Below are 14,833 nucleotides of genomic sequence, written 5' to 3'. Positions count from 1 at the left end.
CTTCTGTGTCATACCGTGACGATCCATAGCCGCCGCCTTGCATGTTCATTAGATTGGCTTATACCGTCGGGTCCTGCAAGCCCGGACCACGCTCCGGTTCACGTTCCGTCACGGAAGGCACCTCATGACCTCGTCCGTCGTCTCCCCTGAGACCGCACGCCGCACGCCCCCGGCCACCCACGCCGCCGGGCATGCCCCGGCGAGGGGACCGCACGAGATGTCGTGCCCGAACGGCCAAGCACCGCCCGAAGACCTCTCCCACCTGCGGGTCGTCCCAGCCCGGCATCCTGGCCGCGTGGTGCTCGCGGTGGTCGTCGGCCTGGTCGTCGCCGCCGTGCTGTACTCCTTCGTCACCAACCCGAGGTGGGAGTGGGGCGTGGTCGCCCAGTGGTTCTTCGCGGAGTCGATCATCCGCGGACTGCTCGAGACGCTGAAGCTGACCGTGCTCGCCGGCGCCCTGGGCTTCAGCCTGGGACTCCTGCTCGCCCTGATGCGCCTGTCCCCGTCGGCCCTGATCTCGGGTGTGAGCTGGACGTTCTCCTGGGTCTTCCGCTCCACCCCGCTGCTGGTGCAGCTGCTGCTCTGGTACAACCTCGGCTACCTGTACGAGCAGGTGCGGCTCGGGATCCCGTTCACCGATGCGACCTTCTTCGAAGCACGCACCAGCGACCTGATGACGCCGATGCTCGCCGCGGTGCTGGGCCTGGGCCTGCACCAGGCGGCCTACTCCGCAGAGCTGATCCGCGGCGGCATCCTCTCGGTGGACCAGGGCCAGCTGGAGGCGGCGAGCGCGCTCGGCATCCCCGCCCGAGACCGTTCGCTGCGGATCGTGCTGCCGCAGGCGATGCGCGCGATCCTGCCGCCCGCCTTCAACGAGATCATCGGCCTGGTCAAGGGCACCTCGATCGTCTACGTGCTCGCCCATGCGGAGCTGTTCTTCACCATCCAGCTGATCTACGGCCGCACCCAGCAGGTACTGCCGATGCTGCTGGTCGCGACAGTCTGGTACGTGGTGATCACCTCGGCGCTGTCCGTCGGCCAGTACTACATCGAGCGCCACTACTCCAAGGGGGCGGTGCGCACCCTGCCACCCACCCCGCTGCAGTCGCTGCGCGCCCGCCTGGCCCGCTTCCGCCCCACCCCGACGGGAGCCCCCGCATGAACCTGCTGACCCGACTCCCCCGCCGCCGCAGGCCCGGCCCCGCCCCGGCGCTGAGCAGCGCGCCGCGCAGCGCGCCGATCTCGGTCGATTCCGAGCCCGGATCCGCCGATATCGGCTCAGAACCGTCCGATCTGGCCGATCTCGATCTCGCCGATCTCGACCGTCGGGCCGTCGACGCGGCGGACACCGCCGCACCCGGCCACCGGCGCGGCGGACTGGTCGAGATCCGCGGCGTGCACAAGTCCTTCGGGGACCTCGAGGTGCTGCGCGGCATCGACCTGCGGATCGAACCCGGCTCCGTCACCGTGATCCTGGGCCCCTCCGGCTCCGGGAAGTCCACCCTGCTGCGCACCATCAACCACCTCGAGCCCGTCACCGAGGGCCTGGTCAGCGTGGACGGGGAGGTCATCGGCCACCGTCGCGAGGGGAACCGGCTGCATGAGCTGCACGAACGGGAGGTGCTGCGCCAGCGCACCGCGATCGGCATGGTGTTCCAGAGCTTCAACCTCTTCGCCCACATGACGGCGCTCGCGAACGTCGCCGAGGCGCCCCGGCGCGCTCTCGGGGTGCCCCGGCGCGAGGCCGAGGCGCGCGCCCGGGAACTGCTCGCCCTGGTGGGGCTCTCCGACAAGGAGCGTGTCTACCCCCGTCAGCTCTCCGGCGGGCAGCAGCAGCGGGTTGCGATCGCCCGGGCCCTCGCTCTGCGGCCGAAGGTGCTGCTGTTCGACGAGCCCACCAGCGCACTGGACCCCGAGCTGGTCGAGGAGGTGCTGGCGGTGATCCGGTCACTGGCGCGTGCTGGCACCACGCTGGTGATCGTCACCCACGAGATCTCCTTCGCCCGCGACGTCGCCGACACCGTGGTCTTCATGGACCACGGCCGGATCGTCGAACAGGGACCACCCGCGGAGGTCCTCGACCACCCACGCCACGAACGCACCCGTTCGTTCCTGCAGCGGGTGCGCACCGGCGAGGGCGTCCCCGTCGCCGCAGCTGCCCTGCCTGACCTTCCTGACCTGCCCCACCATCATCCCGAGGACCACTCATGACCCATCGCTCCCAGCCCCACCGCACCCCGTCCCGCTCCACGCTGCCTCCCCGCACCCCGTCCCGCCCCACGCTGTCACGCCGCACCCTGGCAGCGTCTGGCCTGCTGCTGCCCGCCGCCCTGCTCGCGGCCTGCTCCGATCCCGCTCCTGCCGCCATCGCTGGCAACGACTCAGGCTCCGGCTCTGCGGCGTCCGACGGCGGCGGGGCGAACGCGGGAGGCATCGACACCTCCGGCACCCAGGAGCTGATCCGCGCCACGGCTGATGAAGAGATCGCCGCCCTGCTGCCACCTGAGGTCGCCGAATCCGGCGTGCTGCGGGTGGGCATCAATGGCACCAGCGCCGCACCGCTGTCCTTCCTCGCCGATGACAACCAGACCTACATCGGCTCCGAGATCGACATCGCCCGCATCGTCGCGGACAAGCTCGGCCTCGAGTTCGAGCTGAAGCTGACCACCTGGGAGAACTGGCCCCTCAAGCTCGAGGCCGGAGAGTTCGACGTGGTCCACGCCAACATCGGCGTCAACGCTGAACGGCTGCAGAAGTTCGACTTCGCCTCCTACCGCGCGGCCTACATGTCGTTCCTGGTCAAGAAGGGCGCGGACTTCTGGCTCGAGGACGCCGACTCCCTCAGCGGACGCATCATCGCCGTCGGCAACGCCACCAACCAAGAGCGGATCCTCACCGACTGGAACGCCGAGCTGGAGTCGGCGGGCAAGGAGCCCGCGGAGCTGAAGAACTACTCCACCGACGCCGACACCCTGCTCGCCCTCGGCTCCGGACGCGTCGACGGCTACATCTCCCCCTTCGCCTCGCTGAGCTTCATCGCGGCACGTCGTGATGACTTCGAGCTGCAGGGGCGGATCAATGCCGGTTGGCCCGACGAGACCCTGGTCGCCGGAACCTTCGCCGGCGGCAGCGGTCTCGCCGCCCCGTACGCGGCGGCGCTCAACGCCCTGATCGCCGACGGCACCTACGGCAAGGTCCTCGAGCGCTGGCAGCTGAGCGAAGAAGCGCTGACCGAATCCCGCGCCCACACGAAGGAGAACCCGTGAGCACCACCACCCATGAGCTGCCCGGGCACCCCGCCGCAGCCTCCGACCGGGCACTGCCCGTGCTCGCCGTCGACCTCGTCACCGATCCCGCCCTGCTGGGCGGCCTCGCGGACCTGGCCCGCGGCCTCGAGAACTCCGGCATCGGTGCCCTGACCCTCAGCGACGGCGGCCTGCACCCGATCCATGTCGCCTCCCATCTCGCGCCGCTGACGGAGCACATCGGCCTGCTGCCACGCACCGACGCGGTCTACGTCGAGCCGTTCCACCTGGCCACCCAGCTGATGAGCCTCGATCACCTCAGCCACGGCCGGGCCGGCTGGCTGCTGAGCGCCGAGACCGACCCGGGGGTGGCCGCGACCGTCGGCCGCGCCGTGCTCGACCTCGACGCCACCGCCCGCGAGGCGGCCGACGTGCTCGAGGCCGCGCGGCGCATCTGGGACTCCTGGGCACCGAACGCGGTGGTGCGCGACGTCGAGCGCGGGCTGTACGTGGACGCCTCGCGCCTGCAGTACGCCGACGTCGAGGCCGAGACGTTCTCGGTGCGCGGCCCGGCGATCACCCCGCGCTCCCCGCAGGGGCTGCTCCCGGTGCTGGTCGCCGATGCGGATCGCGCCGCCGCCGGCGAGCGCGTGACGGCTGAGCTGGCCGACGGGCGGGTGCTGGACCTGGACGTCTCCGGCGGTGCGCTCTCTGGCGCCGTGAGCACTCTGATCCGGGAGGACACCACGCGCACCTCCGACGCCGCCTCGGTGCGGCTGGTGCGCCTGGTGGGCCTGGACCTCGCGGCCGATCCCCTGGGCACGGTCGCCGAGCTCGCCACCGCCCTGCGCGCCGAGGGCCTGATCGCCCCGGGCCCCTCCTCCGGGCAGGACCTGCGCACGCAGCTCGGGCTCGAGCCTGCACCGTTCCGTCCCGATCCCGCACGGCGCGGCGACCGCGCCCGCCTGTCCCGCGAGGAGTCCGCATGACCACCGCCCCGTCCCTTACGCCGACTGAGGCTCCGCTCTCTTCGGAGGCCGCCGCGCTCGCCACCGGCCCGGCCGAGCACCCGCTGCACCCCGACCACACCCCCACCGGGCAGCTCGCCTTCGGCGCGTTCTTCCAGGGAGTGAACTCCTCGACGATCTGGCGCCTGCCCTCCAGCGGCGATCAGGTGGCATGGGAGTCCTTCGAGGCGCTGGTGCGCACCGCGGAGCGTGGGAAGTTCGCGGCCTTCTTCCTCGGCGAGGGCCTGCGGCTGCGAGAGCACCGCGGGGTCCCCTTCGAGCTCGACGTCGCCGGACGCCCCGACGCGCAGACCCTGCTCGCAGCCCTCGCCGCGGTCACGGAGAGGATCGGGCTGGTCGCCACCCAGAACACCACCTACAACGATCCGGTGGATCTGGCCCGACGCCTGCAGACCCTCGATCTGCTCTCCGGCGGCCGGGCGGGCTGGAACATCGTCACCACGGACAACGCCTGGACCGGGGAGAACTTCCGCCGCGGCGGCTACCTCGCTCACGCGGACAGATACGTCCATGCCGAGGCGTTCGTGCAGATCGCCGAGCAGTACTGGCGCGGCGAGCAGATCACGCACGACGGCCCCCACTACTCGGTACGCGCTCAGGGCGAGCTGCCCCGCTCCCCGCAGGGCCAGCCGGTGCTGTTCCAAGCCGGGGCCTCCCCCACCGGGCAGGACTTCGCCGCCCGCACGGCGGACGTCATCTTCTCCCCGCACGGCTCCCTCGAGGCGGCGGTCGAATTCCGCCGCAGCATCGTCGAGCGCACCGTCGCCGCCGGCAGGGACGCGGGCTCGGTGAAGATCCTCCCAGGGGCGGAAGTGGTGCTCGCCCCCACCGAGGCCGAGGCCGAGGCGAAGATCCGCTGGGTGCGCGACCTGCAGATCGGCCCCGAGCAGGCCATCGCCCTGCTCGAGCAGTACTGGGGCCGGGACCTCTCCGCCTTCGATCCCGACGGGCCGCTCCCGGACGTGCCGCCGGAGGTGGTCGAGTCCGGGGTGACCCGCGGGGCCGGCTTCCAGTTCGCCAAGGCCGAGGAACTCACCCGCGCCTGGCGCGAGGAGGCCGCGGAGAAGGGCCAGTCCATCCTCGAGTTCGCCCGCACCAAGGCCGGCGCCCGGCGCGGCACCTTCAGCGGCAGCTACGACGCGGTCGCCGATCGGCTGGTGGAGTTCGCACGCCTGGGGGCGATCGACGGCCTGAACATCACCCCGTGGCTGATCCCCTCCGGGCTCGACGACATCGTGGACCACCTGATCCCTCGCCTGCAGGAGCGCGGGGTCTATCCGGCCGACTACGCGGGGGCCACGCTGCGCGAGAACCTGGGGCTGCCGCCGGTGTGAGGGGCTAGGTGGGCGGGGCTGTGCGGATGGGGCTGTGTGGATGGGGCTGTACGGATGAGGCCCCGTGGATGAGGCCAGGTGGATGGGCCCTGCGCATCGAGTCGTGAGTTCTGTACCGAAAGGCTGCGTTAGAGGCACAGAAGTTACGACTCGATGCCCCGGCGGCCCCTACCCTCACCGTCCAACTTCCCCGGCCACGCCAGCGCATAGTGCCTCGCAACAAACCGATCACGAATTATTTCGACGCCAGATTTTCCTCTGGTCGGGCACCGAATGTCGGTTCTGCGCGAGACACTCATGAGGATGTGGCAGCACGAAGCCGCCCCCTAGCTCCCGGAGCACCGAATGACGAATGAGATCGAAGTGATCAGCGACGGCGATGGACTCGCCGTGCTCGGTGCTCCCGGGGACGTCGACGCCTTCTTGACGTCATTCGGTTTCGAGTCCCGCGAGCTCGAGCTCCACCGGCTCGGCCCGTCGTATAAAACCTCTGCAGGCATGCTGAACGCCGGGGCTGGGGTCGCGGCGAACTCGGGCCGCTGGATGAAGCTCACGTCGGAATCCTTCGCCGCGTCGAAGGCTCTGCCGCTCGTCAAGAACGCCTCCACCGGGAACCTCCACGCCACCCTCCGCGCGTCGAGCGGCCAGTTCGCCAAGAACCTGCAGTTCGTTGCGGGGCCGGCATCCCTGCTCAACCCCGCCGCCCTCGCCGCCGCCGGAGCGGTCATGTCGCAGATGGCGATGCAGGAGGCGATCGAGGAGATCGGCGAGTACCTCGCCGTCATCGACGAGAAGATCGACGACATCCTGCGTGCGCAGAAGGATTCGGTGTTCTCGGACATGATCGGCGTCGACCTCATGATCGAGGAAGCCATGACGGTTCGCGACGAGGTGGGCCGCGTCTCGGAGGTGACCTGGTCCAAGATCCAGAACTCCGCGCTGACCCTCGCCACCACCGAGGCTTATGCGCTGCGGCAGATCGATGCGCAGGCGGAGAAAGTCGAGAAGGCGAGTGTCGCGGACCTCGCCACGAAGGCGAAGGCCGCCGAGTCCACCGTGCGCGAGTGGCTCGCCGTGCTCGCGCGCTGCGTCCAGCTGCAGGATGCCCTGGCGGTCCTTGAGCTCGATCGAGTCCTCGACAGCGCGCCGGAGGATCTCGACCGCCACCGCCTCGGACTCCGCGCGGCACGGGCAAAGCGCCTCGCGCTGATCCACCGCACGACCGAGGAGCTGCTCGAGCGCATGAACACCACCATCCGTCGGGCCAACGCCAAGGTCCTCCTGTCCCCGCGGCCGGCTCGCGCGGCGGTCACCTCCAGCAATCTCGTCGTGGGCCGAGTGCTCGACTTCCAGACGGCCCTGGAGATCGAGGACGGCCACGACTCCACAGATGCGAAGCGATGGCGGACGGCAGCCGGAGAGGTGCGCGACAAGGTCGTCAGAACCGGCGTTGACGGCGCCGGCGCAGCGATCCAGTTCGGTGGCGACACCGCGGGTCGCGTCCGCTCCGGGGCCGGTCGCTTCTCGGAAGGCGCCCGCGCGTTCCGCGAGGCCGTCCGTCGCGAAGACCCCGAGGCGAGTGACGAATCGGCGACCGCGCAGCCGGTGGACGAGCAGGCCAAGTAGCTCGCCTCACCGCATATAGCAGCTCGATGCTGCGGGAGAACCTGAGTCCTCCACCCCACCGAGCCGTAGGAAACGTGCCGCAGATTCCGCTTCGGGGCACGTTTCCTACGGCTCGCTACATCCCGCTGCACCTGACCAGCCGAGTCGTAGAGTGCCCGACCCCCAGAAGGAGCGCTGTGCCCGAACCCATAAGCCAGGCTTGCCACCCGCGCCTAGGATGGGGTCATGGATCCACGTCGCCTGCTCATCTTCCGCACTGTGGTGCGCAACGGCTCGATCGGTGCCGGCGCCCGCGAGCTGGGCTGGACCCAGCCCGCGGTCTCCCAGCACCTCGCCGCGCTGGAGAAGGAGGTGGGCACCCAGCTGCTGCTGCGCTCCTCCGCCGGCATCACGCCGACGGAGGCCGGCACCCGCCTCGCCGCGCATGCCGAGGCGATCGCCGCGCAGCTGCATGCCGCTGAGGAGGAGCTCGCCGACATCACGGCGCTGCGGCGCGGGACGGTGAAGTTCGGGACGTTCCCGTCGGCCGCGGCGATGCTGCTGCCGCCGGTGCTGAAGCGGCTCTCCGAGACCGCTCCGGATCTGGACGTGACCTTCGCGGAGCTCGAGCCGCCGGATGCGGTGGTCGCGCTGCGCGAGGGCGAGCTGGATCTCGCGCTGGTGTTCCGCTACCCGTGCAGCGACATCGGCGATGAGGGCACCCTGGAGTGGACCCCGCTGATGGAGGACCGCGTGATGGTGGTGCTGCCGCGCGACCACCCTCGGGCCGAGGATCCGGACCTCACCCTCGGCGACCTGGCGAAGGATCCGTGGATCGCGGGCTGCGAGCGCTGCCGGGCGAACCTGATCTCCAGTGCGCGCCGCGCCGGCTTCTCCCCGCAGGTGCGCCACTCCACCGATGACACGATCGTGGTCCAGCAGCTGATCATGCATGGCGGCGGCGTCGCGCTGATGCCGGAGACCGCCCTCGAGGCGGCACCGTCGGCCGATCTGGTGGTGCGTGCCATCCCGAACCTCGACAACCGGATGATCGGGCTGCTGAACCGTCGCGGCGCGCTCGCGATCCCGGCAGTGGGCGCCCTGCGGGATGCGCTGGTGGCTGAGACCACCGAGCGCCTGGACACGGCGGTGATGATCTGAGCCCCCGCACGGCCGGCGGTGCCCCGGCACGTACCTGGGTGCGGCCGGGCCTGATGCTCATCGGGGGCCTGCTGCTGGCGGTACTGCTGCTGCTCGCCGACCAGTGGATCGCCGCGATCGCTGTCGCGCTGTTCTCCGTCTTCATGGCGTACTGGACCAGCCCACTGCGCTCCGGCCCGCACGTTCCGCTGGCCGAGGCCCGCACGCAGGGACCGGGCACCGCGATCATCCTGTGGGCACCCGGCAACCCGCTCTCGGCCCGCCTGCAAGCGGCGATCCGCGGCCCCCGCCAGGACGTGGCCTGGGTGAACGTGTTCCGCGACCCGCACGCGCAGGAGCTGCTGACCGCGCACGGCGGCACGGGCGCACTGCCGCTCGTGCTGCTCGGCGAGCAGACGATCGCGAACGCAACCGCCGGGATGCTGCTGGACCTGCAGGAAGCCGAGCAGCGGCGTCGGACCGAGGGCGGGGACGTCGGCGAGCGCTGACTCAGGCGCCGGGCAGCTGCCCGATCACGACGGTCCACTCGCGCACGCTGCGGTCCGCGATGACCCGCTCGCGCTTGAAGGGGTCGCCGTCGAGCTTGGCGAGCGCATCCTCCGCGGAGTCCGCGAGGAGGATCAGCAGCGCCCCGGGCTCGCCGCTCAGCGGGCCGGACAGCAGCAGCGTCCCTTCGCGGTGCAGCTCGGAGAGGTGCTCACGATGCTCGGGGCGGAAGGTCGCGACGCGCGAGGCGTCATCGATGTAGGTGTACTGAACGGCGAAAGCGGCCATGGCTTCTCCCTGGGGCGGGGGCCGACGCCGGTGCGCGGCCCGTAGTTATCTGGGTTCATCGTCCCGCATCTGCGCGGGTCACGCGGGGTCGTCCAGGAGACCGCATCTTTCCTTTTCCGTAATTACGGATATAGTGGGTCTCGTTCCCGACCCGCAAGGAGGCCCGACATTCCCGTCGCCCCCGCCCCCGCCGAGCTCCTGGAGCGGCTCTCCGCCCTCGAGGCACGGGTCGCCGAGCTCGAGGGCGAACGCAGCGACGCTCCATCACCGCCCCGCAGCACCACCGCGAGCGATGCGGGCGACAGCGCGCCCGAGGATCCGTTCTGGGCGCTCGCCTCGCTCAAGGAGCACCTGCCCGCACCGGGCGGGGTGCTGCTGACCGGCGCGGTCGATGTCGGGGCGGGACATCTGGAGTACCAGTGGGCGCGCCCCACCGAGCACCTGCTGGAGACGGACTGGCAGCAGCATGCGGAATCCGTCGGCGCCCTCGGCCATCCCCTGCGGATGGCGATCCTGCGTCGGCTGCTGGACGGCGAGCACACCGTCGCCCAGCTGGTCGAGGAGCTCGAGCTGGGCTCCACCGGCATCGCCTACCACCACCTCTCCGCTCTGCAGGCAGGCGGCTGGGTACACTCGCCGCGCCGCGGCAGCTGGGCCCTGCTCACTCCCCGCGTGATCCCCCTGCTGACCATCCTCATCGCCCTCGAGAGGGGCTGAGCGTGAACTCCCCCCGGCCCGCCAGCCCTCACGACCCCGCGCCCGAGACCACCGCTCCTGCCGATCCCGCCGAGCCGGTCGGCCCCGCCGCTCCGGCACCCACTGCATCGGCACCCTCAGGCCCGGTCACCCGCCGCACGGTCCTCGCGGCAGGGATCCCGGCCGTCGTCGGTCTCGTCGGCCTGGGGGCACTGACCAACCCCCGCCCCGCGAGCCTTGGAGACCCCATCGGAGATCAGCAGCTGACCAGCGCCCTCGCCCCGCATCTCAGCGGCCACCGACGGGTCGCCGTCGCCTACCTCGACGGCAGCGGCAGCCCCCGCTTCGCCGGCTTCGGGGCCGACGAGACCAGCGAGTTCGAGATCGGCTCGATCTCCAAGACCTTCGCCGGCGCACTGCTCGCCGAGGCGATCACCCGCGGCGAGGTCACCGCGGAGACGACCGTGGCCGAACTACTCGGGGCGGAGGCCGCGGGCAGCGAGATCGCGGGCGTCACCCTCGCCGAGCTCGCCACCCACACCTCGGGGATGCCGCGCCTGGCCCTCGCCGCGCTGCCCGGCTCGATGGTCGCGAACTTCCTGCGCAAGGACCCGTATGCGCGGCGGGATGCCGCACAGGTGATCGATGATGCCCTGGGCAGCGCTCTCACCGGGCGGGGCGAGTTCGCCTACTCGAACCTGGGCGTCGCCCTCCAGGGCCAGCTGCTGGCCCGCGCGGCCGGGACCGACTATGCCTCACTGCTCACCGAGCGGATCCTGGACCCGATGGAGCTGAGCGGCACCTACGCCCCGATCCTTCCCGAGCACCTGAGGGAGTCGGCGACCCGGGGCCGAGGGAAGAACGGCCTGGCGCAGGCCGCATGGACGATGTACGGCAGCGCTCCAGCGGGCGGCATCCGCTCCACCGCGAAGGACATGGCAACCTACCTGGCCGGCACGTTCGACGGTTCGGCGCCCGGCGCGGCCGCCGCCTCGGAGGTCCTGCACAGGGTCGACGAGACCGAGAACATCGGCATGAACTGGTTCCAGGAGGACTTCGGCGACGGCACCTGGCACACCTTCCACAACGGCATGACCGGGGGCTATGCCTCGTTCGTGGGGTTCACGCCGGAGACCGGGCGCGGGATCGTGCTGCTCACCGATACCTCTCGCAGCCTGGATGCCCTCGCGATGGACGTGCTCACCAAGCAGGTGGCGCTGTGATGAGCCTGCTCCCGCTGCTGGTGGGACTGCTCCTGGCCGCGATGCTGCTGACCTCTCTCGTGTCCCTGCTCCGCCACCACCAGCATCCGTGGCGGATCCTCGAGCGGGCGCTCGGCAGTGCGAGCCTCCTTGCGATCATCGGCGTGATCGGGATCGTGCCCGCGTCGCTGTGGTGGGTGCCGTGGCTGCTGACGCTGCTGCTCGCCGCCGGTGTAGTCGTCGCCTGTCGGCGCCTGCTCACCCAGGCTCCGCCTGCTCAGCCCTCCCGGCGCCAGGCGACTGCCCTTTCCGCGCCGAGCCGCTCGAACCTCATCACGGAAGGGCTGCTCTACCTCGGACTGCTGGTCATCGCGCTGGCCGCAGGCTGACCCGGTCGCTCAGCTGCGGAGCGGCAGCCAGTCGAGCACGTCCTGGATGCCCTGGTCCCAGAACTCCCAGGTGTGCGCGCCGGGGCGCAGCCGGGAGCTGAGCTCCACGCCCTGCTCCTCGGCGGCGGAGAGGAAGCGACGGTTGTGGTCTAACAGCTGATCCTCGGTCCCGCAGTCCAGGAACAGAGCCGGCAGAACCGCCGGATCGGCGGCGCCGAGCAGGCCCAGCAGATCGTCCTGCGTCTCGGCGATATCGCGTCCGGCCCAGATCCGCTCGGCGAGATGGCCGGTGTTCAGATCCAGGCTCAGCGAGGCAGGGTCCAGCGCACCGGACAGGCTCGCCGCGGCCGCGAACCGCTCCGGATGGTTCAGCGCGAGCTTGAAGGCCCCGAAGCCGCCCATCGACAGGCCCGCCACGAAGGTGTCCTCCCGCGCGGTGGAGACGCGGAAGGTGCGAGCGATCAGCTGCGGCAGCTCCTCGGTGATGAAGGTCCAGTACTTCTCCCCCACCGCTTCGTCGGCGTAGAAGGAGCGGCGCACTTCGGGCATCACCACGGCGATGCCCTTCTCGGTCGCGTAGCGCTCGATCGAGGTGCGGCGCTCCCAGATCGTGCAGTCGTCGCTCAGCCCGTGCAGCAGGTAGAGCACCGGCACACCGCGCTCAGCGCCCGCCGCGGAGCCGTCACCGTCGGCCCCTTCCATCCCGATACCGGCTGCGGCCTGCGGCATCAGCACCACCATCGAGGTGCCCATGCCGAGGGATTCGGAGAAGAAGTCAGTGCGCATGCGGATCATCGGTGATCGCTCCTGGGTCGGTACCGGCAACGTGCTGGATCCATTGAACACTCTCCCGCCCATGACGGCCCGCTTACGATGGCGCCATGACTACCGTGCCCGCTCCGTCCTGGATCCGCGATGCCATCTGCTGGCAGGTCTACCCGCTGGGCTTCTGCGGCGCACCGCGCGTGCGCACAGACCTCGGCGGCGAGGGCTACGGCGGGGCCGACGGGGAGAACGTGGTGCACCGTCTGCGCCGCCTGGACGGCTGGCTCGACCACCTGGTGGGCCTCGGTGCGAACGTGCTGCTGCTGAACCCGATCTTCGACTCCGTCTCCCACGGCTACGACACCCTCGAGCATCGCCGCCTCGACCCGCGGCTCGGCGACGAGGACGATTTCGACGCCCTGATCACCGCCTGCCACGCCCGGGGCGTCCGGGTGGTCCTCGATGGGGTGTTCAACCACGTCTCGGACAGTCACCCGGTGGCGCGGCAGGCGATCGCCGCCGGCCCGGGCACCGAGGACGGCGCCCGGATCCGCTGGTCCGGCACCAGCCCCTACGGCTTCGAGGGGAATGCGGACCTCATCGAGATCGATCTGGCCGACGCCGTCATCCAGGACCGCGTCGTGGAGATCATGGGCCTCTGGCTCGATCGCGGGGCCGACGGCTGGCGGCTGGACGCGATGTACGCGGCAGGGGCCGAGGCCTGGGCGCCGATCCTCGAACGGGTGCGGGCCGCGCATCCCGAAGCGTGGATCCTCGGCGAGGTCATCCACGGCGACTATCCGGCCTTCGCCGCCGCGTCCACTGCGGATTCGATCACCCAGTACGAGCTGTGGAAGGCGATCTGGTCCGGGCTGCGCGATCACAACCTGTTCGAGCTCGCCCACGCCCTGGGTCGCCACCAGGAGTTCCTGGAGGCCGAGGGCGGGGCGCATCCGCAGACCTTCGTGGGCAACCACGACACCACCCGCATCGCCTCCCAGCTCACCGACGGGCGAGACCTCGCCGCAGCCTTCGCGCTGCTGGCGCTGCTGCCCGGGATCCCGACGATCTACGCCGGGGATGAGTTCGGCGCCACCGGTATCAAGGAGGAGCGGGTGGGAGGGGATGACGCGATCCGGCCCTGGTTCCCCGGCAGCCCTGAGGAGGTGGTCGCCGCGGCCGCCGCCGCGGACAGCGCCCCGGGCGGGCCCCACCACCTCACTCTGCTGAAGCCCGACGCCGCGGAGCGCATCCTGGAGGTGCATCGCCGGCTGTTCTCGCTGCGCCGCCGGGAGCCATGGCTCGTGACCGCGTCGGTGCGCGTGGAGGAGGACTCGCTCGAGAACACCTGGGTGCAGATCGTGCTCACGCCCGGGGAGGGGGACAGCGCTGACGGGGTGCCGCCCTCGCCACTCACCCTGGTGCTGAATCTCGGGGACGAGGACCGACCCGCGCCAGGCGAGGTGCTCGAGGTGGTCAGCGGCGCGGACATGCTCGACGGCGTCGGCCCGGCGGCACCCGGCGTGGTGCCCGCACACGGCATCGCCGTGGTGCGGTGATATGGGGCCGCTACCCCGTCGATGACGGGCCGGACACACCGGACGGTGAACCGTCGGCCTGCCCGTAACCTACGATTCGGACATGATCATCGCCGGTCGCATACTCCTGCTCGTCGTGTCGTTCGTCCTGTTCGGGTGGGCGCTGGCCCTGTTCGTCACGGGAGGCACGACACGGGTCATGCTGGAGGAACGCATCGATTCGGAGCATTTCACGGCGGTGATCGCGGAGATCAAGTGTGGATCTGTGGCCGAAGGATTGAACTCCCACGTCATCTACGACGTCATCGATACCGTGGACGGCGAAGAGGCCGGAGCGGTCAGCGGCCCCACGGGGAGCGGCAATGAGCTCCTGATCGGGCAGTCCTGCGAGTCGTTCCGGAGCGCGCGGTCGACGGGGATCACCTTGCTCGCGGCCCCCACGATCGTTGCCGGTGTGGGCGGGTTCGCGCTGTCGTCTCGACGGAAGTAGGCGACCGCCTCACCCCACCCCGAAGCAGCGCCTCCGCGGCCACGCACCCCTCCGTCGTAGGCTCGTCCCATGAGCATCGCGATCAAGCCCGCCGAGTCCGTGAACACCGCCCCCGTCGTCGCCCTCGGGCTGGTCGGAGGCTGGCTGACCGCCCGCGAGACCGGCATCCGGCCGCTCGGCGGCGTGGTGCTCGCCGCCGCCGGGCTCTACGCGGGCCGCAGCTGGCTGGCCCGTCGCGGCCCCGCCACCACCGCCGTGCTCGGCGCGACCTACGTGGTCGGCTTCGGGCTCTCCCACCCGCTGGCCAAGAAGATCGGCCCGTGGCCGGCGGTGCTCACCGTCACCGCCGCAGCCGCCGGCGCCGCCGCACTGCTCTCCGACGCCGCGTACAGCGGATGGCTCCCCGCCGAGCCCGACGCCGACGCCTGAGCTCGAGTCCAAGCCCAAGCCCAAGCCCAAGCCCAAGCCCAAGCCCAAGCTTCCCCCGCCCCGCCGATCCCCTCCCAACTGTCGTTGCGCCGCCCCGCGAGCGACAGTTCAGAGGGGATGGCTCACCGCTCGTGCATCCATCCCCTCTGAGCTGTCGTCCGACCACCCTCGTGGCGA

General features: G+C 70.8%; 16 protein-coding genes. 14 read left to right on the top strand and 2 right to left on the bottom strand.

Features of this window, described 5'->3' with window-relative positions; genetic code table 11:
• The first annotated feature begins 124 nt into the window (after nucleotides 1–124).
• The 8 genes from ACT3UF_RS07805 to ACT3UF_RS07770 all read left to right on the top strand — a co-directional run bounded on the left by ACT3UF_RS07805 (nucleotide 125) and on the right by ACT3UF_RS07770 (nucleotide 8,861).
• Nucleotides 125–1,162 (top strand): amino acid ABC transporter permease, encoded by a 1,038-nt coding sequence (locus ACT3UF_RS07805; RefSeq protein ID WP_442332130.1) that lies wholly within the window; start codon nucleotides 125–127, stop codon nucleotides 1,160–1,162.
• Entirely contained in the window at nucleotides 1,159–2,211 is a 1,053-nt protein-coding gene (locus ACT3UF_RS07800; protein ID WP_442332129.1) for an amino acid ABC transporter ATP-binding protein, read from the top strand. The genes ACT3UF_RS07805 and ACT3UF_RS07800 overlap by 4 nt, the downstream gene beginning before the upstream one ends.
• A complete protein-coding gene (locus tag ACT3UF_RS07795) occupies nucleotides 2,208–3,266 on the top strand; it encodes a transporter substrate-binding domain-containing protein (protein ID WP_441444868.1) in 1,059 nt (352 codons plus the stop codon). The genes ACT3UF_RS07800 and ACT3UF_RS07795 overlap by 4 nt, the downstream gene beginning before the upstream one ends.
• Nucleotides 3,263–4,234, top strand: a complete 972-nt coding sequence (locus tag ACT3UF_RS07790) for an LLM class flavin-dependent oxidoreductase (RefSeq protein ID WP_442332128.1) — start codon at nucleotides 3,263–3,265, stop codon at nucleotides 4,232–4,234. The genes ACT3UF_RS07795 and ACT3UF_RS07790 overlap by 4 nt, the downstream gene beginning before the upstream one ends.
• Nucleotides 4,231–5,607 carry an LLM class flavin-dependent oxidoreductase gene (locus ACT3UF_RS07785; protein ID WP_441444870.1) on the top strand — a complete coding sequence of 459 codons (1,377 nt, stop codon included), beginning with the start codon at nucleotides 4,231–4,233 and terminating at the stop codon, nucleotides 5,605–5,607. Before ACT3UF_RS07790 ends, ACT3UF_RS07785 begins: the two co-directional genes overlap by 4 nt.
• 345 nt (nucleotides 5,608–5,952) lie before the next feature.
• A complete protein-coding gene (locus tag ACT3UF_RS07780) occupies nucleotides 5,953–7,233 on the top strand; it encodes a hypothetical protein (protein ID WP_442332127.1) in 1,281 nt (426 codons plus the stop codon).
• Between the two features lie 225 nt (nucleotides 7,234–7,458).
• Nucleotides 7,459–8,373, top strand: coding sequence for a LysR family transcriptional regulator (locus ACT3UF_RS07775; protein WP_441446277.1), 915 nt, complete (start codon nucleotides 7,459–7,461; stop codon nucleotides 8,371–8,373).
• Nucleotides 8,374–8,426: 53 nt separating this feature from the next.
• On the top strand, nucleotides 8,427–8,861 hold the full coding sequence (locus tag ACT3UF_RS07770) for a hypothetical protein (protein ID WP_441446278.1): 435 nt from the start codon (nucleotides 8,427–8,429) through the stop codon (nucleotides 8,859–8,861).
• A gap of 1 nt (nucleotide 8,862) precedes the next feature.
• On the opposite strand, the gene ACT3UF_RS07765 is transcribed toward ACT3UF_RS07770, so the two are convergent.
• Nucleotides 8,863–9,147: a YciI family protein gene (locus ACT3UF_RS07765; RefSeq protein ID WP_345076171.1), complete on the bottom strand. Its 285-nt coding sequence runs from the start codon at nucleotides 9,145–9,147 to the stop codon at nucleotides 8,863–8,865.
• Between the two features lie 369 nt (nucleotides 9,148–9,516).
• On the opposite strand from ACT3UF_RS07765, the gene ACT3UF_RS07760 reads away from it, so the two are divergent.
• From ACT3UF_RS07760 to ACT3UF_RS07750, 3 genes are read left to right on the top strand one after another with little or no spacing between them, the layout of a single operon-like run.
• Nucleotides 9,517–9,864, top strand: a complete 348-nt coding sequence (locus ACT3UF_RS07760) for an ArsR/SmtB family transcription factor (RefSeq protein ID WP_345076170.1) — start codon at nucleotides 9,517–9,519, stop codon at nucleotides 9,862–9,864.
• 2 nt (nucleotides 9,865–9,866) lie between these two features.
• Nucleotides 9,867–11,066, top strand: a complete 1,200-nt coding sequence (locus ACT3UF_RS07755; protein WP_441446279.1) for a serine hydrolase domain-containing protein — start codon at nucleotides 9,867–9,869, stop codon at nucleotides 11,064–11,066.
• A complete protein-coding gene (locus ACT3UF_RS07750) occupies nucleotides 11,066–11,434 on the top strand; it encodes a hypothetical protein (protein ID WP_442332126.1) in 369 nt (122 codons plus the stop codon). The genes ACT3UF_RS07755 and ACT3UF_RS07750 overlap by 1 nt, the downstream gene beginning before the upstream one ends.
• 9 nt (nucleotides 11,435–11,443) lie before the next feature.
• Here the strand turns inward: ACT3UF_RS07750 and ACT3UF_RS07745 are convergent, their stop codons facing one another.
• Complete coding sequence (locus ACT3UF_RS07745; protein ID WP_444502376.1) at nucleotides 11,444–12,229, bottom strand: alpha/beta hydrolase; 786 nt, start codon at nucleotides 12,227–12,229, stop codon at nucleotides 11,444–11,446.
• 86 nt (nucleotides 12,230–12,315) lie between these two features.
• Here ACT3UF_RS07745 and ACT3UF_RS07740 point away from each other — a divergent pair, with 86 nt between their 5' ends.
• The 3 genes from ACT3UF_RS07740 (at nucleotide 12,316) to ACT3UF_RS07730 (ending at nucleotide 14,656) form a co-directional block, all read left to right on the top strand.
• Complete coding sequence (locus ACT3UF_RS07740; RefSeq protein ID WP_345076166.1) at nucleotides 12,316–13,758, top strand: alpha-amylase family glycosyl hydrolase; 1,443 nt, start codon at nucleotides 12,316–12,318, stop codon at nucleotides 13,756–13,758.
• An 82-nt stretch (nucleotides 13,759–13,840) separates the two neighbouring features.
• Nucleotides 13,841–14,227, top strand: coding sequence for a hypothetical protein (locus tag ACT3UF_RS07735; RefSeq protein ID WP_345076165.1), 387 nt, complete (start codon nucleotides 13,841–13,843; stop codon nucleotides 14,225–14,227).
• Between the two features lie 69 nt (nucleotides 14,228–14,296).
• Nucleotides 14,297–14,656 (top strand): hypothetical protein, encoded by a 360-nt coding sequence (locus tag ACT3UF_RS07730; protein WP_442332123.1) that lies wholly within the window; start codon nucleotides 14,297–14,299, stop codon nucleotides 14,654–14,656.
• Nucleotides 14,657–14,833 lie beyond the last annotated feature (177 nt).

Source organism: Brachybacterium sp. AOP24-D1-21 (assembly GCF_052378665.1).
Classification (GTDB): Bacteria; Actinomycetota; Actinomycetes; order Actinomycetales; family Dermabacteraceae; genus Brachybacterium.
This window is presented reverse-complemented; position numbering and strand designations above follow the sequence as displayed.